Origin of the sequence: Polaromonas sp., from assembly GCF_029945925.1 — a bacterium.
In the GTDB taxonomy this organism is placed as follows: Bacteria; Pseudomonadota; Gammaproteobacteria; order Burkholderiales; family Burkholderiaceae_C; genus Polaromonas.
On the sequence record NZ_JAQSDN010000062.1, the window covers coordinates 56,544 to 77,202 of the forward strand.

At 61.6% G+C, this 20,659-nt stretch carries 17 protein-coding genes; all 17 read left to right on the plus strand.

The genetic code is table 11. The annotated features are described in order from the left end of the window. Positions 1-21: 21 nt before the first annotated feature. The 17 genes from PSV40_RS20675 to PSV40_RS20755 all read left to right on the plus strand — a co-directional run bounded on the left by PSV40_RS20675 (position 22) and on the right by PSV40_RS20755 (position 20,628). A complete protein-coding gene (locus PSV40_RS20675) occupies positions 22-552 on the plus strand; it encodes a pilus assembly protein PilP (RefSeq protein WP_300541436.1) in 531 nt (176 codons plus the stop codon). Continuing rightward, positions 549-2,696, plus strand: a complete 2,148-nt coding sequence (locus tag PSV40_RS20680; protein WP_300541439.1) for a type IV pilus secretin PilQ — start codon at positions 549-551, stop codon at positions 2,694-2,696. Before PSV40_RS20675 ends, PSV40_RS20680 begins: the two co-directional genes overlap by 4 nt. 178 nt (positions 2,697-2,874) lie before the next feature. Continuing rightward, positions 2,875-3,417, plus strand: coding sequence for a shikimate kinase (locus PSV40_RS20685; RefSeq protein ID WP_300541441.1), 543 nt, complete (start codon positions 2,875-2,877; stop codon positions 3,415-3,417). A gap of 111 nt (positions 3,418-3,528) precedes the next feature. Continuing rightward, complete coding sequence (aroB, locus tag PSV40_RS20690; protein ID WP_300541443.1) at positions 3,529-4,644, plus strand: 3-dehydroquinate synthase; 1,116 nt, start codon at positions 3,529-3,531, stop codon at positions 4,642-4,644. An 84-nt stretch (positions 4,645-4,728) separates the two neighbouring features. After that, entirely contained in the window at positions 4,729-5,943 is a 1,215-nt protein-coding gene (locus PSV40_RS20695) for a deoxyguanosinetriphosphate triphosphohydrolase (RefSeq protein WP_300541445.1), read from the plus strand. After that, complete coding sequence (locus PSV40_RS20700) at positions 5,940-7,157, plus strand: MFS transporter (RefSeq protein WP_300541446.1); 1,218 nt, start codon at positions 5,940-5,942, stop codon at positions 7,155-7,157. The genes PSV40_RS20695 and PSV40_RS20700 overlap by 4 nt, the downstream gene beginning before the upstream one ends. A 242-nt stretch (positions 7,158-7,399) precedes the next feature. Then, positions 7,400-8,098, plus strand: coding sequence for a transposase (locus PSV40_RS20705; protein WP_300541448.1), 699 nt, complete (start codon positions 7,400-7,402; stop codon positions 8,096-8,098). Positions 8,099-8,333: 235 nt separating this feature from the next. Further along, positions 8,334-13,130: a glutamate synthase-related protein gene (locus PSV40_RS20710; RefSeq protein ID WP_300541450.1), complete on the plus strand. Its 4,797-nt coding sequence runs from the start codon at positions 8,334-8,336 to the stop codon at positions 13,128-13,130. Positions 13,131-13,154: 24 nt separating this feature from the next. Continuing rightward, positions 13,155-14,633, plus strand: coding sequence for a glutamate synthase subunit beta (locus tag PSV40_RS20715; RefSeq protein WP_300541452.1), 1,479 nt, complete (start codon positions 13,155-13,157; stop codon positions 14,631-14,633). A 230-nt stretch (positions 14,634-14,863) separates the two neighbouring features. Further along, positions 14,864-15,709 (plus strand): ABC transporter ATP-binding protein, encoded by an 846-nt coding sequence (locus PSV40_RS20720; RefSeq protein WP_300541454.1) that lies wholly within the window; start codon positions 14,864-14,866, stop codon positions 15,707-15,709. After that, positions 15,706-16,485, plus strand: a complete 780-nt coding sequence (gene mlaE, locus PSV40_RS20725; RefSeq protein WP_300541456.1) for a lipid asymmetry maintenance ABC transporter permease subunit MlaE — start codon at positions 15,706-15,708, stop codon at positions 16,483-16,485. The genes PSV40_RS20720 and mlaE overlap by 4 nt, the downstream gene beginning before the upstream one ends. Positions 16,486-16,495: 10 nt before the next feature. Continuing rightward, positions 16,496-17,002, plus strand: coding sequence for an outer membrane lipid asymmetry maintenance protein MlaD (mlaD, locus tag PSV40_RS20730; RefSeq protein WP_300541458.1), 507 nt, complete (start codon positions 16,496-16,498; stop codon positions 17,000-17,002). Beyond that, the gene (locus PSV40_RS20735; RefSeq protein ID WP_300541460.1) at positions 16,999-17,745 is read left to right on the plus strand and encodes a VacJ family lipoprotein; all 747 of its coding nucleotides are present in this window, start codon (positions 16,999-17,001) and stop codon (positions 17,743-17,745) included. Before mlaD ends, PSV40_RS20735 begins: the two co-directional genes overlap by 4 nt. A 147-nt stretch (positions 17,746-17,892) precedes the next feature. Then, positions 17,893-18,528 carry a phospholipid-binding protein MlaC gene (locus PSV40_RS20740; protein WP_300541462.1) on the plus strand — a complete coding sequence of 212 codons (636 nt, stop codon included), beginning with the start codon at positions 17,893-17,895 and terminating at the stop codon, positions 18,526-18,528. Between the two features lie 14 nt (positions 18,529-18,542). Next, positions 18,543-18,827, plus strand: a complete 285-nt coding sequence (locus tag PSV40_RS20745) for an STAS domain-containing protein (RefSeq protein WP_300541464.1) — start codon at positions 18,543-18,545, stop codon at positions 18,825-18,827. Positions 18,828-18,946: 119 nt separating this feature from the next. Further along, positions 18,947-19,876 (plus strand): ABC transporter ATP-binding protein, encoded by a 930-nt coding sequence (locus PSV40_RS20750; RefSeq protein WP_300541466.1) that lies wholly within the window; start codon positions 18,947-18,949, stop codon positions 19,874-19,876. After that, entirely contained in the window at positions 19,873-20,628 is a 756-nt protein-coding gene (locus PSV40_RS20755) for an ABC transporter permease (protein ID WP_300541468.1), read from the plus strand. Before PSV40_RS20750 ends, PSV40_RS20755 begins: the two co-directional genes overlap by 4 nt. The last annotated feature ends 31 nt before the right edge of the window (positions 20,629-20,659 follow it).

Below are 20,659 nucleotides of genomic sequence, written 5' to 3' on the forward strand. Positions count from 1 at the left end.
ACAGCTATCCAAAAGACGTTCATGCTGGTGTCCATAGCCGTGGTCGGCCTGAGTCTGACGGCCTGCAGTTCTTCCGAGCAAGAGGAATTACAGCAGTGGATGGCCGAGCAACGCAATCTGACAAAGCCCAGGATCGAACCCTTGCCTGAGCCCACCAGGTTTTCGCCGCAGGCTTATACCCAGGAGGGCGCTGTCGAGCCGTTCAGCCCCCAGAAATTGACCCAGGCGCTGAACCGCGACTCCAATCGGGCGACTGCCAATGCAGCCCTGATTGCGCCTGAGTTGAGCCGTCGCAAGGAGCCGCTGGAAGCGATGCCGCTCGATGCGGTCGCAATGGTGGGCAGCCTGACAAAGCAGGGGCAGCCGGTGGCGCTGGTGCGGGTGGACAACCTGCTTTACCAGGTGCGCGTTGGCAACTACCTGGGCCAGAACTACGGGCGCATAACGAAAATTTCTGAGACTGAGGTCGCCCTGCGGGAAATTGTGCAGGACGCTGCAGGCGAATGGTTAGAGCGGACAGCGACTTTACAGCTTCAAGAGGGGTCAAAATGAACAAGAATGCATGGACGATGCAGGCAGTCTCGGCACGGGGTGCATGGTCGCGGATATCGGCTGGCCTGGCCATCGGTACGGCATGGGTGACGCTCGCGTTGGCAGCGCAAGCATGGGCCCAGGCGCCCAATGCGATCGAGGCAGTGTCGGGTTCCGTCCAGGGAGGCTCCGAAGTCATTCGTATCGACCTGAAAGAAGCGTTGACCGCAGTTCCCACTGGCTTCACGATCCAGACGCCCGCGCGGATTGCGCTCGATTTCCCCGGTGTCAGCAATTCCATGGGCCGCTCGGCTCTTGAACTGAATCTGGGCAATCTGCGTTCTGCCAACGTGGTCCAGGCGGGTGAAAGAACGCGCGTTGTCCTCAATCTCAAGGCTTCGACGGCCTACACGGCGCAGATTCAGGGGAAATCCCTGCTGATCACGCTGGACCCGGTGGCCGTTGCCACGCCCTCACCCGTCGTTGCACCTGTGTTTGCCGAAAATCGCAACCGAGACACCTTGCCGCTGAAAGACATCGATTTCCGGCGGGGGACGGACGCTTCGGGCCGGATTGTGGTCGATCTTGCCAATAACCAGGTGGGCGTCGACATCCGACAGCAGGGGCAGACCCTGGTGGTGGAATTCCTGAAAACCGCCTTGCCCGAAGGCTTGCGTCGCCGGCTGGACGTGTCCGACTTCGGCACGCCGGTTCAAAGCGTGACCACTTCCCAGCTGGGTGACAAGGTCCGCATGGTTGTTGAACCCAAAGGTTCGTGGGAACACAGCGCTTATCAGAGCGACAACCAGTTTGTGCTGGAAGTCCGGCAGCAAAAAGTGGACGAATCCAAGCTGTCGCAGGGGCCCGGCTACACCGGTGAAAAACTGTCCCTGAACTTCCAGAATATCGAGACACGGTCCCTGCTGCAAGTCATTGCCGACTTCACCAATTTCAATATCGTCACCTCCGACAGTGTGTCGGGGGCCGTGACCCTGCGCCTCAAGGATGTGCCATGGGATCAGGCTCTGGACATTATTTTGCAGGCCAAAGGCCTGGGGATGCGGAAAACAGGCAATGTGTTGCTGATTGCACCCAAGGACGAACTGGCCGCGAAAGACAAGCTCGATCTGGAGTCGCGCAATGCGATCCAGTCCCTGGAGTCGGTACGCACGCAATCTTTCCAGATCAACTATGCGAAAGCAGCGGATATCGGTGCCCAGATCACGGCGGGCGGCACCGGTCCGACCAGTGCCCGCATCCTGTCCAATCGCGGCAGTGCGATTGCCGAGGCCAGAACGAACCAGCTGTTTGTGACCGACATTCCCTCCAAGCTGGAACAAGTGCAGAGCTTCATTGCGAAAATAGATATTCCCGTGCGGCAGGTCCTGATTGAGGCGCGCATTGTGGAAGCCTCGGATACATTTGGGAAATCATTGGGTGTTCGACTAGGTGGGCGGCCGTTTTCGCTCAACGGCGCAAGTAATGCGTCGTTCGGCCCGACTTACATCAATCCAGGTACCACACCCGGAGCTCCGGTTCAGGGCGTGAACTACGGAACTACTACAGGCGACTTTCTAAACCTTCCCGGGGTCGGCCAAAACGGATTCAGTGCTGCTACCTTTGCAGTTTCACTCTTTTCGTCGGGCGCCACTCGGTTGCTCAATCTTGAAATTTCAGCCATGGAAGCCGATGGCAAAGGCAAGATTGTGTCGAGCCCGCGCATCGTGACGGCCGACCAGGTCAAGGCCCTGATCGAGCAAGGTACCGAGTTGCCTTACCAGCAAGCGACCTCCAGCGGCGCAACCTCCATCGCCTTCCGCAAGGCCAACCTGAAACTGGAAGTGACCCCGCAAATCACGCCTGAAGGAAACATCATCCTGAATGTTGACGTGAACAAGGACAGTGTGGGCAGGTCGACGACCAACGGTTTTGCGATCGATACCAAACACATACAGACCCAGGTGCTGGTTGAAAACGGCGGCACGGTGGTAATTGGCGGTATTTTTGAGCAGAACGAGCGTGAGGACGTAACCAAGGTTCCCTTGCTGGGCGATCTGCCTGGGGTGGGCAACCTGTTTAAGACCAAGACGCGGACGGCCAACAAGTCCGAGTTGCTGGTCTTTATCTCGCCCAAAATGATTTCCAACGGCGCGGCCCTGCGCTGAGCGTTGGCTGCGCGACGCGAAGCTGGAATGGCCTTCCGGCTCGTCTTGCGGGCTGGCGGTTCTCCGAGGGCTACGGTGTCTGCGAGCCCTGTTCAGGCCCTGTCCGCGGCAGAGATGTTCAACAACACCTTCTTTCTTATTTGTTTGTTGCCGTGATTCACTCTGACAGGAGAAGCTGATGAGCGGGCCTGCTCATGTAGCACTGGTCGGTCTTCCCGGATCCGGCAAGTCGACCATCGGACGTCAACTGGCCCGACGTCTCGGCCGACCATTCATCGACACCGACCATGTCATCGAGCAGCGCGTCGGTTTGTCCATTCGCGAGTTTTTTGAGCGGGAGGGCGAGGAGTCCTTTCGTGACCTTGAACAAAGCGTGATCGACGAATTGACGTTGGGGGAGCCCTGCGTGTTATCGACGGGTGGCGGGGCGGTGTTGCGGCCGGCCAATCGCCAGCATTTGAAGCAGCGTACTCAGGCGATTTACCTGCACTCGGCGCCCGAAGAGGTTTTTCGCCGGCTGCGGCACGACCGGAATCGGCCACTGTTGCAGGTGCCTGACCCGCTGGCGCGCTTGCGCGAGCTGTATACGCTGCGTGACCCGCTGTACCGCGAAAGCGCCCGATTTGTGGTGGAAACGGGGCGGCCTTCGGTGGCGACGCTGGTCAACATGGTGGTGACCCAGCTTGAACTGGCGGGTGTTCTTCCCGCGTCTGACGCCTGACACGCGATCTGCTGAAGACGCCAGCCCGATTCAATGCGCTAAGGCGGCGGAAGCGCCGTGATGCGGGCCACAGAGCGCCGTACGGGCCGGCAGAGCCTCTACACTTGTGTCATGGCTTCAAATTCTCCCCCGGCGACGCAGCAGGTTTTCATTGACCTGGGCGAGCGCAGCTACCCCATCACCATTGGTGCCGGCCTGCTGGGTGACCCCGGCGCTTACCTGAATCTGCCGGCCGCAAGCACCGCGCTGATTGTGTCGAATGACACGGTGGCCCCTCTTTATGCCCGCTCCTTGCAGCTGGCACTGCAGGTGCATTATAAAAAAGTGCTGCAAGTGATTCTGCCCGATGGTGAGGCTCACAAGGACTGGCCCACCCTGCAACTGATTTTCGATGCCCTGCTGGCCAACGGCTGTGACCGCAAGACCGTGCTTTTTGCCCTGGGCGGCGGCGTGGTGGGCGACATGACGGGATTTGCGGCAGCTTGCTACATGCGCGGTGTGCCGTTTGTGCAGGTACCCACCACCTTGCTGGCGCAAGTGGATTCTTCGGTTGGTGGGAAAACGGCCATCAATCACCCGCTGGGAAAAAACATGGTGGGCGCGTTTTACCAGCCGGAGCGCGTGATCTGCGACCTGGACGTGCTCCAGACCTTGCCCCCGCGCGAGTTGAGCGCCGGACTTGCGGAGATCATCAAGTACGGGCCGATTGCCGACATGGCTTTTCTTGACTGGATCGAGGTAAACATCGGGGCCCTGCTCGCGCGTGAACCGGCGGCGCTGGCACACGCCGTCCGGCGCAGCTGCGAGATCAAGGCCGCGGTGGTGGGGCAGGATGAACGTGAGGCCGGGCTGCGCGCCATCCTGAATTTCGGACACACCTTCGGACATGCGATCGAGTCGGGGCTGGGTTACGGCCAATGGCTGCATGGCGAAGGTGTGGGCTGCGGCATGGTGATGGCTGCCCGGCTCTCGCAAAGGCTGGGTCTCGTCGACGTGGCGTTTGTTGATCGCCTGCGTGTGCTTGTCCAACGCGCCGGGCTGCCGGTGGTCGGCCCCAGGCTGTCTGCCACCGACAACGCGGGGCGCTATCTGGAACTGATGCGTGTGGATAAAAAGGCGGAAGCTGGTGAAATCAGATTTGTCGTGATCAACGGCCCCGGCCACGCCACTGTGCGCAGTGCGCCGGATGCACTGGTGCGCGAGGTGATCGACGCATGCTGCGAATGAATGCTTCACCGATTGATTGCTATCAAAATAATAGCTATCTGCGCACGTATTAAAAGGGCTGAAGCCCGATTGGATGCTTGATTCATGACTGCACTGGCTCCCTATGCCTGCGATCCGGCCCAGTCGCGTGGCCGTCGCTACCCCGAGCCCGCTGCGCCGACCCGTTCGGCCTTCCAGCGCGACCGCGACCGGATTGTGCATTCCACAGCATTTCGCCGCCTGGTCTACAAGACCCAGGTATTTTTGAACCATGAAGGCGATTTGTTCCGTACCCGCCTGACCCATTCGCTCGAAGTCGCGCAGCTTGGCCGTTCCATCGCCCGCACGCTGCAATTGAACGAAGACCTGGTCGAAGCCATCGCGCTGGCTCATGATCTCGGCCACACGCCGTTTGGCCACGCCGGTCAGGATGCGCTCAATATCTGCCTGAAAAGACACAACCCGGACAGCGCCGGCTTCGAACACAACCTGCAAAGCCTGCGTGTGGTGGACACGCTCGAGGAACGTTACCCGGATTACGACGGGCTGAACCTTTCCTTTGAAACCCGGGAAGGCATTCTCAAGCATTGCTCCCGCCGCAACGCCCGGCGGATGGAAGGGCGCGAACCCGGCGGCGTGGCGCAGCGCTTCCTGGAATCCTCCGGCGACGGCCCGCACGCGCAGCAGCCCAGCCTTGAGGCCCAGCTTGCCAATCTCGCCGATGAGATCGCCTACAACGCCCATGACATTGACGATGGCGTGCGCTCCGGTCTGCTCAGCCTGGAGCAGCTCATGGAGGTCGACTTGTTTGAGGCGTACCACCGGGAAACGCTCGCCAGGTACCCAGGTTTGCTGGGACGGCGATTGTTGTTTGAAACCATACGCCGCATGCTCAGTGCCCAGGTTTACGACGTGATGGACGCCACGGGCGCCGCCTTGCGGGCTGCGATGCCGGCCGATGTGCAGGCTGTGCGCCAGCATCCGCCGCTGGTCTGCTTCAGTGATGAAATGGCCATGAAGTCCTCGTCCCTCAAGCGTTTCCTGCTGCAAAATTTATACCGCCATCCGCAGGTGGTCGAGACCACACAGACGGCCCAGCAGGTGGTGCGCGACCTGTTTGCCGCTTACATGGCCGATCCGGCGCAGATGCCGCAGGCGCACAGCGACAGGTTCGACCAACTGGGCAGCAGGCCGTCCGGCAGTGCAAGACACCAGGCCAGGCCCGAGCGCGTGGTGGCCGACTACATCGCCGGCATGACAGACCGGTTTGCCGCCAAGGAACACGAGCGCCTGAACGGACGCGTGGTGTTTCCTGTTTGAGGACCGTTCATCCCGCGAGCCTGGTGATCGCCGCCGGCGTGGTGGCGGCGCTGCATGTGGGCAAGCTGCCGCCAGCGTTGCCGGCGCTGCAGCAGGTGCTGGGTGTGTCCCTGGTACAGGCGGGTTTTCTACTGGCGCTGTTTCAGCTCGCCGGGATGACGCTGGGTCTGCCGGCCGGGTTGCTGATTCAGCGCTACGGTCCGCGGCGCAGCATGCTCGCCGGCTTGCTGGTGCTCGGCCTGGCCAGCGCCCTGGGCGGTGCAGCGCAGGGTACGGCCTGGCTGCTTGCAAGCCGCGTCTTTGAAGGACTGGGGTTTTTATGTGTGGTTTTGCCCGCGCCGGGGCTGCTGCGTGCACTGGTGCCCGCCGGGTGTTTGAGCCGCGCGCTGGGTGCATGGGGGGCCTACATGCCGCTGGGCGCAGCACTGGCCATGCTCGTGGGGCCGTGGGTGATGGCGCAGGCCGATGTCGACTGGGGATGGCGAATTTTGTGGTGGCTCCTGTCCGCCTTGTCCGTTTTGCTCGCCATCGTGTTGTATCGCAGCGTCCCTGCGGACCAGCCTCTGGGAGAGAAGCCATCGCGAACCCCATCCCCTGCGGCGGCGCTTTTTTCCGGTAGCCGTGGCCTTCTAAGCCTGACGCTGCGTTCACGCGGGGTCTGGCTGGTGGCTCTGTGCTTTTCAATGTATTCAGGGCAGTGGCTGGCTGTAGTCGGATTTTTGCCGTCGATTTATGCTCAGGCCGGATTGCCCCCCGGCGTCGCCGCCTGGCTCACCGCACTGGCGGCGGCCGTCAACATCATCGGCAACCTCGCGGCTGGCCGCTTGCTGCACCTGCGTGTCCCTCCGCTGGCCTTGCTTGTTGCAGGGTTTGCCGCCATGGGCGGGGGTGCCTTGCTGGCCTTTGGGGTGGATGCCAGCCCCTGGGTACGGTATCTGGCGGTGCTGGCTTTCTCAATGCTGGGGGGTCTGATCCCGGGGACGCTGTTCAGCCTCGCGGTTCGTCTGGCACCGAGCATGGCCACTGTGCCCACCACAGTGGGCTGGATGCAGCAATGGTCGGCCTTTGGCCAGTTCTGTGGACCGCCGCTGGTGGCGTGGGTGGCTGGTCTGGCGGGACACTGGCAGCTGACCTGGACGGTGACCGGTGCCTGCGCGCTGGCCGGCATGGGGCTGGCCTGGCAGATTCACGGCCTGCTGGAGCGCGCGCCCTAAGTTCGTACCGGCATCGACTCCCCGGCCCGCCACTGCGAAGTGGTCATGCCATGCGCCGTGGCTTTGCCGGGTTTACCCATGGCCGGGGACTCGCCCTTGCATAGCCTTATGACGTGTTGGCATTCTCCAACCGCCTTTTTCCATTCTGAACGTGGTCCGCTAAGCGAAGCACGCCGAATCGATAAGTGCATCCAGGCAGGCGGGTTCCCCTATGATGGCGTTGAACCACAGCGCACATTGTCATGGCCCGCCTTCCCCGTCTGAGCCTTCCCGGCTACCCGCACCACGTCATCCTGCGCGGCAACAACCGGCAGGCCATTTTTTCGTGTCCCGCCGATTACCAGACCTTGCTGGACCTGATTGAGGAACACGCCAGAAAATCAGGCGTCGCCGTGCATGCCTATGTGCTGATGAGCAACCACGTTCATTTGCTGGTCACGCCGGAGGCCGCCGATTCCCTGCCACGCATGATGCAGGCCGTGGGCAGGCGGTATGTGCGCTATTTCAACGACAGGCAGGGGCGATCGGGCACCCTGTGGGAGGGGCGCTACCGCTCCACGCCGATCCAGACAGAGGCCTATCTGCTGGCCTGCATGGCCTATATCGATCTCAATCCGGTGCGGGCGGGGCTGGTCGCCGAGGCGCGCGACTACCCCTGGTCCAGCCACGGCCACTACGTCGGAATGCGCAGCGACAGACTGGTAACGCCACATCCCCTGTTCTGGACTTTGGGGAACACACCTTTTGCGCGCGAAGCCGCCTACGCCGACATGGTGCGCGTGGGTGTGTCCGCCAGTCAGCAGGCAGCACTGACAGAATCGGCCCTGAGCGGCTGGGCGCTGGGGAATGCTGATTTCCTGGCGGACCTGCAAAAACGCACGGAACGCCGGCTCGTCAAAACGCGGGTTGGACGCCCGGCGCGAAAACCAGACAGCCCCTGAGCGGCCTTCCACTCTGGCGCTGTCAAGTTGATCATCGTCTTTAATCTGTCCCTATTTAAAACCATCAGATGTCGTAATTGTTTTAATTAGAATCTGACCCCAATTTTTCCGCTTGGCATTGTTGTTGCACTGCACTATGCTGTCGTTCCTTGCGACCCATTACGAAACTTGGGGGACAGGCTGGTGTGCAACGCGCACTCCGGCGCTGTTCTCCCTTACCGACCAGGAGTAAGCCATGACCACGGCTGCTGAAATCACGCATTTTGAACAAAACGGTCTTTACAGCCCGGCCAACGAGCATGACGCTTGCGGCGTCGGCTTTGTGGCCCACATCAAGGGTCACAAAAGCCATGCCATCGTGCAGCAGGGCCTGAAGATTCTCGAGAACCTGGACCATCGTGGCGCGGTGGGCGCTGACAAACTGATGGGCGACGGCGCCGGCATCCTGATCCAGCTGCCGGATGCGCTTTACCGTGAGGAGATGGCCAGGCAGGGCGTCAATCTTCCGCCTCCGGGCGAATACGGCGTGGGCATGGTGTTCCTGCCCAAAGAGCATGCCTCGCGGCTGGCCTGCGAACAGGCACTCGAGCGTGCTGTGCGCATGGAGGGCCAGGTGCTGCTGGGCTGGCGCGATGTGCCCGTCAATCGCGAGATGCCGATGTCGCCGACGGTGCGCGAGAAAGAACCCATCTTGCGCCAGATTTTCATTGGCCGCGGCAATGATGTGATCGTGCAGGACGCGCTGGAGCGCAAGCTCTACGTGATCCGCAAGACCGCCAGTGCCGCGATCCAGCGCCTGAAGCTCACCCACAGCAAGGAATATTACGTCCCCAGCATGTCCAGCCGCACCGTGGTCTACAAGGGCCTGCTGCTGGCCGACCAGGTGGGCACCTATTACCTGGACCTGCAGGATCCGCGATGCGTGTCCGCGCTGGGCCTGGTGCACCAGCGGTTTTCGACCAACACCTTTCCCGAGTGGCCGCTGGCCCACCCCTACCGTTATGTCGCCCACAACGGAGAGATCAACACCGTCAAGGGCAACTACAACTGGATGAAGGCGCGCGAAGGCGTGATGTCCTCGCCGGTGCTGGGCGCCGACCTGCAAAAGCTCTACCCGATCAGCTTTTCCGACCAGTCCGACACTGCGACCTTCGACAACTGCCTCGAGTTGCTGACCATGGCCGGTTACCCGATCAGCCAGGCCGTGATGATGATGATTCCCGAGCCCTGGGAGCAGCACACCACCATGGACGAGCGCCGCAAGGCCTTCTATGAGTACCACGCCGCCATGCTGGAGCCCTGGGATGGTCCGGCGTCCATCGTGTTCACCGACGGGCGCCAGATCGGCGCGACGCTGGACCGCAATGGCTTGCGTCCATCCCGTTATTGCGTGACCGACGACGACCTGGTCATCATGGCGTCCGAATCGGGCGTGCTCCCGATTCCGGAAAACAAGATCGTGCGCAAATGGCGCCTGCAGCCAGGCAAGATGTTCCTGATCGACCTGGAACAGGGACGCATGATCGACGATGAAGAGATCAAGGCCACGCTGGCCCACAGCAAGCCCTACAAACAATGGATTGAAAACCTGCGCATCCGGCTCGATGATGTGCAGGCGACGACGGTGCCTGCGCCGACGGACGGCCTGAAGATGGGTTCCGACGAAGCGAGCGCGACCTCGGCGTCGAGCTCCGGCCTGACCGAGTCGCACGCCTTGCTGGACCGTCAGCAGGCCTTCGGTTACACCCAGGAAGACATCAAGTTCCTGATGTCGCCCATGGCCGTCAATGGCGAGGAAGGCACCGGCTCCATGGGCAACGACAGCCCGTTGGCCGTGCTGTCCAACAAGAACAAGCCGCTGTACAACTACTTCAAGCAGCTGTTCGCGCAGGTCACCAACCCGCCCATCGACCCGATTCGCGAGGCGATTGTGATGTCGCTGGTGTCCTTTGTGGGCCCCAAGCCCAACCTGCTCGATATCAACCAGGTCAACCCGCCGATGCGGCTGGAAGTCGGGCAGCCGGTGCTCAATGTCGCCGACATGCGCAAGCTGCGCGACATCGAAACGCACACCCAGGGAAAATTCAAAAGCTATACGCTGGACATCACCTATCCGCTGGCCTGGGGCCACGAAGGGGTTGAAGCCAAGCTCGCCTCGCTGTGTGCGGAAGCGGTCGACGCGATCAAGAGCGGCAAGAACATCCTGATCGTCAGCGACCGTGGCATCAGCCCGACCCAGGTCGCGATTCCGGCCTTGCTCGCGTTGTCGGCCATTCACCAGCACCTGGTCAAGGAGGGCCTGCGCACGACGGCAGGTCTGGTGGTCGAAACCGGCTCGGCCCGTGAAGTCCATCATTTTGCCGTGCTCGCCGGTTATGGCGCGGAAGCCGTGCACCCGTATCTGGCGATGGAAACGCTGGTCGAACTCGCCAGGGATTTGCCCGGGGACCTGAGTGCCGACAAGGCGATCTACAACTACACCAAGGCGGTTGGCAAGGGCCTGTCCAAGATCATGTCCAAGATGGGCGTGTCCACCTACATGAGTTATTGCGGTGCCCAGCTGTTCGAGGCGATCGGCCTGAACCGTGCCACCATCGACAAGTTCTTTACCGGTACTGCCAGCCAGGTCGAAGGCATGGGCGTGTTTGAAATCGCCGAAGAAGCGCTGCGCATGCACAAGGCCGCATTCGGCAATGATCCGGTGCTGGCCAACATGCTGGACGCTGGCGGCGAGTACGCCTGGCGCGTGCGTGGTGAAGACCATATGTGGACACCGGATGCGATTGCCAAGCTGCAGCATTCGACACGTTCGAACAACTGGAACACCTACAAGGAATACGCCCAGCTGATCAACGACCAGAACCGCCGCCACATGACCCTGCGTGGCCTGTTCGAGTTCAGGATCGATCCGTCCAGAGCCATCCCGATCGACGAGGTCGAGCCGGCCAGGGAAATCGTCAAGCGCTTCGCCACCGGCGCGATGTCGCTGGGTTCCATCAGCACCGAGGCGCATGCCACGCTGGCCGTGGCCATGAACCGCATCGGCGGCAAGAGCAATACCGGGGAGGGCGGCGAAGATCCGAACCGCTACCGTCAAGAGCTCAAGGGCATCCCGATCAAAAAGGGCGAGACGCTCAAGAGCGTGATTGGCGAAAGCGTGGTTGAGGTTGACCTGCCGCTACAGGACGGGGATTCACTGCGTTCGCGCATCAAACAGGTGGCTTCGGGACGTTTCGGCGTCACGGCCGAATACCTGGTGTCGGCCGACCAGATCCAGATCAAGATGGCGCAGGGTGCCAAGCCGGGTGAGGGTGGCCAGTTGCCGGGCGGCAAGGTCAGCGAGTACATCGGCCAGCTGCGTTACTCCGTGCCGGGTGTGGGCCTGATCTCGCCTCCGCCGCACCACGACATTTATTCCATCGAGGATCTGGCGCAACTGATTCATGACCTGAAAAACGTCAATCCGCGCGCCAGCATCAGCGTCAAGCTGGTCAGCGAGGTCGGGGTCGGCACCATTGCCGCCGGTGTGGCGAAAGCCAAGTCCGACCACGTGGTGATCGCCGGCCACGACGGCGGCACCGGCGCATCGCCCTGGTCCTCGATCAAGCATGCGGGCTCGCCTTGGGAAATCGGCCTGGCCGAAACCCAGCAGACGCTGGTGCTCAACCGCCTGCGCGGCCGCATCCGGGTGCAGGCCGACGGCCAGATGAAAACCGGCCGCGACGTGGTGATTGGTGCCTTGCTCGGCGCCGACGAGTTCGGTTTCGCGACCGCACCGCTGGTGGTCGAAGGCTGCATCATGATGCGCAAGTGCCACCTGAACACCTGCCCGGTGGGTGTGGCCACACAGGACCCGGTGCTGCGCCAGAAATTCAGCGGCAAGCCCGAACATGTCGTCAACTACTTCTTCTTTGTCGCCGAAGAGGCGCGCCAGCTGATGGCACAACTGGGCATACGCACCTTCGACGAGCTGATCGGTCGCGCCGACCTGCTCGACACCCAAAAGGGCATCGAACACTGGAAGGCCGGCGGGCTGGACTTCTCGCGCCTGTTCTACCAGCCCAACGTGCCGGCCGATGTGCCGCGCAAACATGTCATGGAGCAGGACCACGCGCTGGAAAAAGCGCTGGACGTGCGCCTGATCGAGAAATCGAAAGCAGCTCTCGAAAAGGGTGAAAAAGTCCAGTTCATCGAGGTGGCACGCAACGTCAATCGCACCGTCGGCGCGATGTTGTCCGGCGAGCTGACGCGGCGTCACCCGGAGGGCCTGCCGGACGACACCTTGCGCATCCAGCTCGAGGGAACGGGCGGCCAGTCTTTCGGCGCTTTCCTGGCCAAAGGCATCACCATGTACCTGATCGGCGATGCCAACGATTACACCGGCAAGGGCCTGTCAGGTGGGCGCATCGTGGTGCGGCCCAGCATCGATTTCCGGGGTGACGCGGTCAAGAACACCATCGTCGGCAACACCGTGCTTTATGGCGCGACCACCGGCGAAGCCTTCTTCAGCGGCGTGGCCGGCGAACGTTTTGCGGTGCGCCTGTCGGGCGCCACGGCGGTCGTCGAGGGCACGGGTGACCACGGCTGCGAATACATGACCGGCGGCACCGTGGTGGTGCTTGGAAAAACCGGGCGCAACTTCGCAGCCGGCATGAGCGGTGGCGTGGCTTACGTGTACGACGAGGACGGCCAGTTTGCCAAGCGCTGCAACACGGCCATGGTGTCGCTGGAGAAAGTCCAGCCTGCTGCCCAGCAGGAGGCCGGGTCCGACCACGCCTTGTGGCACGGCGGCAAGACCGATGAAGCGCAACTGAAGAAGCTGCTGGAAGACCACAACCGCTGGACCGGCAGCAAGCGTGCCCGCGAGTTGCTGGACAACTGGGCGGAAGCGCGCGGCAAGTTCGTCAAGGTGTTCCCGTTGGAATACAAGCGGGCACTCGGCGAAATGGCGGCCAGGAAGCTCACCGCAGCCGCACCCGCCAAAGCGGCGTCCAACCCGGCCGGCGAAAAAGCCGCCAAAGCCGCAGCCTAAACAAGAAGTATCTGGAGTAGCCTCATGGGAAAAGTCACCGGTTTCATGGAATACGAGCGCATCGAGGAAGGCTACAAGCCTGTGCCCGAGCGGCTGAAAAACTACAAGGAGTTTGTGATCGGGCTCGACGATGCGCAGGCCAACAAACAGGCCGCGCGTTGCATGGACTGCGGCACGCCGTTTTGCAACAGCGGCTGCCCCGTCAACAACATCATTCCGGATTTCAATGACATGGTGTTTCGGGGCAACTGGAAAAGTGCGATGGACACCCTGCACAGCACCAACAACTTCCCGGAGTTCACGGGCCGGATTTGCCCCGCACCCTGCGAGGCAGCCTGCACGCTCAACGTGAACGACGACGCGGTGGGCATCAAGTCCATCGAACACGCCATCATCGATCGCGCCTGGGCCGAGGGCTGGGTCCAGCCCCAGCCGCCTGCCCATCGGACCGGGAAAAAGGTGGCCGTGGTGGGTTCGGGCCCTGCGGGCATGGCTGCGGCACAGCAACTGGCGCGGGCCGGCCACGATGTGACGCTGTTCGAGAAAAACGACCGCATCGGCGGCCTGCTGCGTTACGGCATTCCCGACTTCAAGATGGAAAAAACCCATATTGATCGCCGTGTGACGCAAATGCAGGCCGAAGGCGTGGCCTTTCGTACCGGCGTCATGGTCGGAAGGGCGAAAGACGCGCTGGGCAAGGACTCGAAAGTCATCAACTGGGCCAAGGAAACCATCACGCCCGAACAGCTGCAGAAGGATTTTGACGCCATCGTGCTGTCAGGGGGTGCAGAGCAGTCGCGTGACCTGCCCGTTCCGGGTCGGGAACTCGCCGGCATCCATTTCGCGATGGAATTCCTGCCGCAGCAGAACAAGGTCAACGCCGGCGACAAGGTCAAGGACCAGTTGCGCGCCGATGGCAAACACGTGATCGTGATCGGCGGCGGTGACACCGGCTCGGATTGTGTCGGCACGAGCAATCGTCATGGCGCGGCCAGTGTCACGCAGTTCGAACTGCTGCCGCAACCTCCTGAAGAAGAAAACCGCCCCATGACCTGGCCCTACTGGCCCATCAAGCTGCGCACCAGTTCCAGCCATGAAGAGGGCTGCGAGCGTGAGTTCGCCATTTCCACCAAGGAATTCATCGGCGACAAGGGCAAGGTCACCGGTCTGAAAACAGTGCGCGTTGAGTGGAAAGACGGCAAGATGCAGGAAGTGCCAGGCTCCGAGCAGTTGCTGAAAGCCGACCTGGTGCTTCTGGCCATGGGTTTTGTGGCGCCGGTTGCACCGGTGCTGGACGCCTTTGGGGTCGAGAAAGATGCACGCGGGAACGCCAAGGCGACTACCGACTTCACGGGCGGTTATGCCACCAATGTCCCCAAGGTCTTTGCGGCGGGCGACATGCGGCGTGGCCAGAGTCTGGTGGTCTGGGCGATTCGCGAGGGTCGCCAGGTGGCCCGCTCGGTCGACGAGTTCCTGATGGGCTTCAGCGACCTGCCGCGCTGACAGCTGCAGCCCCTCGCGGATGCCCGCGAGGGTGCCTTGCCTCGACCTGTCGCGCGAAACAGCAAACTTTCCTCCATTTTTTTTGCAGGCAGCAGGAAAATCAGGTTGCCAGGCTGAGTTGGGCATCTTTTCCAGGCGATTCCTGTGAAAAATGAACGATTCCGAACGCCCGCGCGGGTCAGAGTAATCCCTTATGATCAATAAGCCGGATAACCGGCTTTTGTCTTTTTATGGCCTCCTCTTCCAATTCATCCCTTGTCGAACTGCGTCACCTTACCTTTGGTTACGGTGAGCGGGTCATCCTGGACGACATTTCCCTGTCGGTACCGCGCGGCAAGGTGACGGCATTGATGGGGGCTTCCGGTGGCGGTAAAACGACCATTTTGCGGCTCATTGGTGGTCAGATTCGTGCCCAGTCCGGCGAATTGCTGTTCGATGACCAGGATGTCACCCGGATGGATCAGGAGCAGATCTATGCGGCGCGCCGTCGCATGGGCATGCTTTTCCAGTTCGGAGCCCTGTTTGCCGACCTGAGCGTTTACGAGAATGTGGCATTTCCGCTGCACGAACACACCGACCTGCCCGAAGCCCTGATTCGCGACATTGTGCTCATGAAGCTCAACGCGGTCGGCCTGCGCGGCGCGCGCGATCTCATGCCCAGTGAGGTGTCCGGCGGCATGGCGCGGCGTATCGCACTTGCCCGCGCCATCGCGCTGGACCCGGAGCTGGTGATGTATGACGAGCCTTTTTCCGGCCTGGACCCGATCTCACTGGGAACAGCGGCGCGGCTGATCCGTCACTTGAACGACGCCATGGGTCTGACCAGTATTTTTGTCTCGCACGAGCTCGAGCAGACGTTTGCCGTGGCCGACCATGTGATCATCCTGGCCAACGGAAAAATTGCGACCGAGGGTACGCCCGAACAAGTCCGGCAAAGCACCGATCCGCTGGTGTACCAGTATGTCAACGCCCTGCCGGACGGCCCGGTTCAGTTCCACTATCCCGGCCTGTCGGTTGAGGAAGATTTTGGCCCCGGCCCCACGCCCGTTGCCCGGCAGCCAGGAGCCGCAGCATGAGCTGGTACAAACCTTCGGATGTCGGCTTTGCCACCCGCAGCAAACTCGCCAACCTGGGTCTGGGCGCGCGCCTATTCTTTCGGCTTCTTCTCTCTCTGCCTTCGACTTTCCGTCGTTTTGGCCTGGTGCGCGACCAGATCCATTTCCTGGGCAACTATTCGCTGGTCATCATTGCGGTGTCCGGCCTGTTTGTCGGCTTCGTGTTCGGCCTGCAGGGTTATTACACGCTGCAGCGGTTTGGCTCGTCGGATGCGCTGGGCTTGCTCGTGACCCTGACCCTGGTGCGCGAACTCGGGCCGGTGGTGACAGCCTTGTTGTTCGCGGGGCGGGCCGGCACCTCACTGACCGCAGAAATCGGCCTCATGAAGGCCGGCGAGCAGATCAGCGTCATGGAAATGATGGCTATCGATCCGGTGCAGCGCATCCTGGCGCCACGCTTCTGGGCCGGCGTGATTGTCATGCCCCTGCTGGCTGCCGTGTTCAGCGCGATGGGCGTGATCGGCGGGTGGGCCGTTGGTGTGGTCATGATCGGGGTCGATGCAGGGTCTTTCTGGAGCCAGATTCAAGGGGGGGTCGATGTCTGGAAAGATGTGGGCAACGGTGTGATCAAGAGTGTTGTTTTCGGCTTTACCGTCACCTTCATCGCCCTGTTGCAGGGGTTTGAGGCGCAACCCACGCCGGAAGGCGTGGCCAGCGCCACGACGCGCACGGTGGTGGTGGCGTCCCTGTCGGTTCTGGGTCTGGATTTCATCCTGACCGCGATGATGTTTACCTGAGGAGGGTGTTGTGCAACGCTCAAAAAATGATGTGTGGGTTGGTCTTTTTGTCATGATCGGCGCTGTGGCCATCCTGTTTCTGGCGCTGCAGGCCGCCAATCTGCTGAACCTGAGTTTTCAGTCCACCTACCGGGTCACGGCCAAATTTGACAACGTCGGCGGCCTCAAACCCAAGGGCGCGGTGCGCAGCGGCGGTGTGGTGGTCGGTCGCGTGGAGTCGCTGGTGTTTGACGACAAATCTTTCCAGGCGCGGGTCACGCTGGCCATGGAGAGTCGTTATGCTTTCCCCAAGGACAGTTCGCTGAAGATCCTCACCAGTGGTTTGCTCGGTGAGCAGTACATCGGCATTGAAGCAGGATCGGACGACAAGAACCTGGTGGCGGGCGACACCATCTCCAGCACGCAATCAGCGGTTGTGCTGGAAAATCTCATCGGCCAGTTTTTGTACAGCAAGGCGGCGGACAGCAGTACTGGCTCGGTGACTGCACCGCCGACAGGGAGTAACGAAAAAAAATGAAACCACGAATCACAATGAACCGGACCGGTCTGTGGGCTGGACTGCTGGCGCTAGCATTGCTGCAAGGCTGCGCCGTCGGCTCCAACCCGCGCGACCCGTTCGAGCCCTTCAACCGCAGCGTGACCCGTTTCAACGACGGCCTCGACGAAGCCATCGTCAAGCCGGTGGCGCAGGTTTACCAGGATACGGTGCCCTCGCCGGTGCGCACTGGCGTCAACAACTTCTTCGGCAACCTGTCGGACGCCTGGTCTTTCGTCAACAACGTGCTCCAGGCCAAGCCGCAAGCGGCCGTCGACAGCTTCATGCGTGTCAGCGTCAACACGCTGATCGGCCTGGGCGGCGTGCTGGACTGGGCCACGCCCATGGGGATAGAGCGTCATCGTGAGGATTTCGGCAAGACGCTGGGTCGCTGGGGTGTGGCCACCGGCCCCTACCTGGTGCTGCCGGTGCTGGGCCCCTCCACGGTTCGCGATGCGGCCGCACGTGTGGTCGACGCCAAAGGCGACCTGGTGTTGCAGATCGACAATGTGCCTGTCCGCAATTCGCTGTATGTCCTGCGCGCGGTAGACCTTCGCGCCAGCCTGCTGCGTGCCGGGGAGGTGCTTGATCAGGCGGCCCTGGACAAATACAGTTTCACGCGCGACGCCTACCTGCAGCGCCGCGGTGTGGTGATAGACACCAACGGCGATACCGAGGAGCGGTATGACCTGCCAGAATCGCCTTCGCCGGCACCGGCGAAGTAAAGAACACTTACACGCAGTGCCATAACTTCACTGAACCGCGTGAACCAAAGCCGGAAAACGCTGTCAAATCAAGGACTTGCCTGTCAGTTGTGCCAAAGGGACATCCGCCCGGCCCGGCAGGCCTGTGTTCCGAACCGAAAGAAAGCCATGAATCGTCGAATTTTTAGCCATGTCGTGGGGGCCTGCCTCGCAGGTGTTCTGCTGGCTGCCGGCCCTGTCGCAGGTGCCGTCGAAGAGGCGCCGGACGCGCTGATCAAGCGTACCTCCACCGAAGTGCTGGACATCATCAAGGCCGACAAGGCCATCCAGGCCGGCGACACCGGGAAGGTCATTGCGCTGGTCGATGGCAAGGTCATGCCCCATGTGAATTTCACGCGCATGACGGCTGCGACCGTGGGCCGGAACTGGCGCCAGGCCACCCCCGAGCAGCAAAAGCGCCTGCAGGAAGAGTTCAAGACTTTGCTGGTTCGCACCTATTCCGGGGCGCTGGCCCAGGTCAAGGATCAGACCGTCAGCGTCAAGCCGCTGCGGGCCGCGCCAACGGACAACGAGGTGATCGTGCGTACCGAGGTGATAGGTCGCAGCGAACCGATCCAGCTGGATTATCGCATGGAAAAAACGCCCACGGGCTGGAAAATCTACGACCTGAACGTCCTGGGCATCTGGATGGTGGAAACCTACCGTACCCAGTTCGCGCAGGAAATCTCGGCCAAGGGTGTGGATGGGCTGATCGCCGCACTGTCCCAGCGCAACAAGTCGAACGCGGGCGAGAAAAAGTCCTGAACGGAAAAGCTGCCGTGCTGACGCTTCCTCCTGTCCTGACCCATGCCGTGGCGGCTGGTTTTGCCCGCGGCCTGAAGCCCGAGCTGTTTGCCGCCGGGCCCGCGGAGGTGGTGGCCGACGCCGGTGCGCTGCAGCAGTTTGACTCCTCTGCGCTGGCGGTCCTGTTGGAGTGCCGCCGCCATGCGCTGGCCGCAGGCAGGCACTTTTCGGTGCGCGGAGCCCCGGCGCGACTGCGGGAGCTGGCCGAGCTGTATGGCGTTGCGGAGTTGATTCCGCCAGCAGCGGTTGCCGCGGCCTGAACCTTAAGGCCTGAAGGCGGGCGGGTTCGGGGTTTTTGGCCCCGCTTGGGTGCAGGGCTGGGGGCATTTGCGCTGCCGGGCCGGAAGAAACAGGCGCCAGCCCTTAAAATAGCGCGCTCATGCCCGCCATCTCATTCCAGTCCGTCTCCAAAATCTACCCATCGACACGCAGCCAGACTGGTCCCGGCGTCCGGGCGCTGGACAATGTCAGCTTTGATATCCAGCAGGGCGAGTTTTTCGGCCTGCTGGGCCCCAACGGCGCCGGCAAAACCTCGCTGATCAGCATTCTGGCGGGCCTCTCGCGGGCCAGCAGAGGCCGCGTGCTGGTGCATGGCAGCGATGTGGTGAGCGACTACGCCGCGGCCCGCCGCAAGCTCGGCATCGTGCCGCAGGAGCTCGTGTTTGATCCCTTTTTCACGGTGCGTGAGGCGCTGCGCATTCAATCCGGCTATTTCGGCGTCAAAAACAACGATGGCTGGATAGACGAGTTGCTGCTCAGTCTGGGGCTGGCCGACAAGGCGGACGCCAATATGCGGCAGCTGTCGGGCGGCATGAAGCGCCGCGTGCTGGTGGCGCAGGCGCTGGTGCACAAACCCCAGGTCATCGTGCTGGACGAACCCACCGCCGGCGTGGATGTGGAGCTGCGTCAGACACTCTGGCAGTTTGTCGCCAAACTCAACAAGCAGGGCAGCACCGTGCTGCTGACGACGCACTACCTCGAAGAGGCCGAGGCGCTGTGCAGCCGGATTGCCATGCTCAAGCAGGGCCGCATGGTGGCGTTGGCCACCACTTCCGAGTTGCTCAAGACGGCCTCCTCGAATGTGCTCAGGTTCAAGATCGACAGCGAACTGCCGAAGGCGCTGGCCGACAAGGCCCGCATCACCGGCCGCATCGTGCAACTGCCCGCGCACAATGCCAACGAGATCGAGCACTACCTCAGCGCGATCCGCGAGGCCGGCCTGGTGGCCGAGGACGTCGAGATTCGCAAGGCTGACCTCGAAGACGTCTTTCTCGAGGTGATGGCCGAGAAAATCGGGGTGACCGCATGACCGGCTGGCAAACGCTTTTCTACAAGGAAGTGCTGCGCTTCTGGAAAGTTGGCTTCCAGACCGTCGGCGCGCCCATACTCACCGCCGTCATGTACATGCTGATTTTTGGCCATGTGCTGCAGGACCATGTGAAGGTTTACGACACGGTCGGCTACACGGCCTTTCTGGTGCCTGGCCTGGTCATGATGAGCGTGCTGCAGAACGCTTTTGCCAACAGTTCCTCTTCGCTGATCCAGAGCAAGATCATGGGCAGCCTGGTGTTTGTGCTGCTCAGCCCGCTGTCGCACTGGCACTGGTTTTTCGCCTATGTCGGCTCTTCCATCGTCCGCGGCCTGGCGGTCGGCCTGGGTGTGTTCGTGGTCACCGTGTATTTCGGCCAACCCAGCTTTGTTGCGCCTCTCTGGATCATCGTGTTTGCGGTGCTCGGTGCGGCGCTGCTCGGCTCCCTGGGGCTGATCGCCGGCCTGTGGGCTGAAAAATTCGACCAGATGGCGGTATTCCAGAATTTTGTGATCATGCCCATGACTTTCCTGAGCGGCGTTTTTTACTCCATCCATTCGCTGCCGCCGTTCTGGCAGACCGTCAGCCACCTGAACCCGTTTTTCTACATGATCGACGGTTTCCGTTACGGCTTTTTCGGCGTCAGCGACGTGTCCCCCTGGCTGAGTCTGGCCATCGTGGGCAGCGCGTTGCTGGTGGTCAGCGGCATCGCTGTGAATTTGCTTCGCATCGGCTACAAAATCAGGCACTAGAAATATGGCCCCCACGCTTGTCACTTCGTGT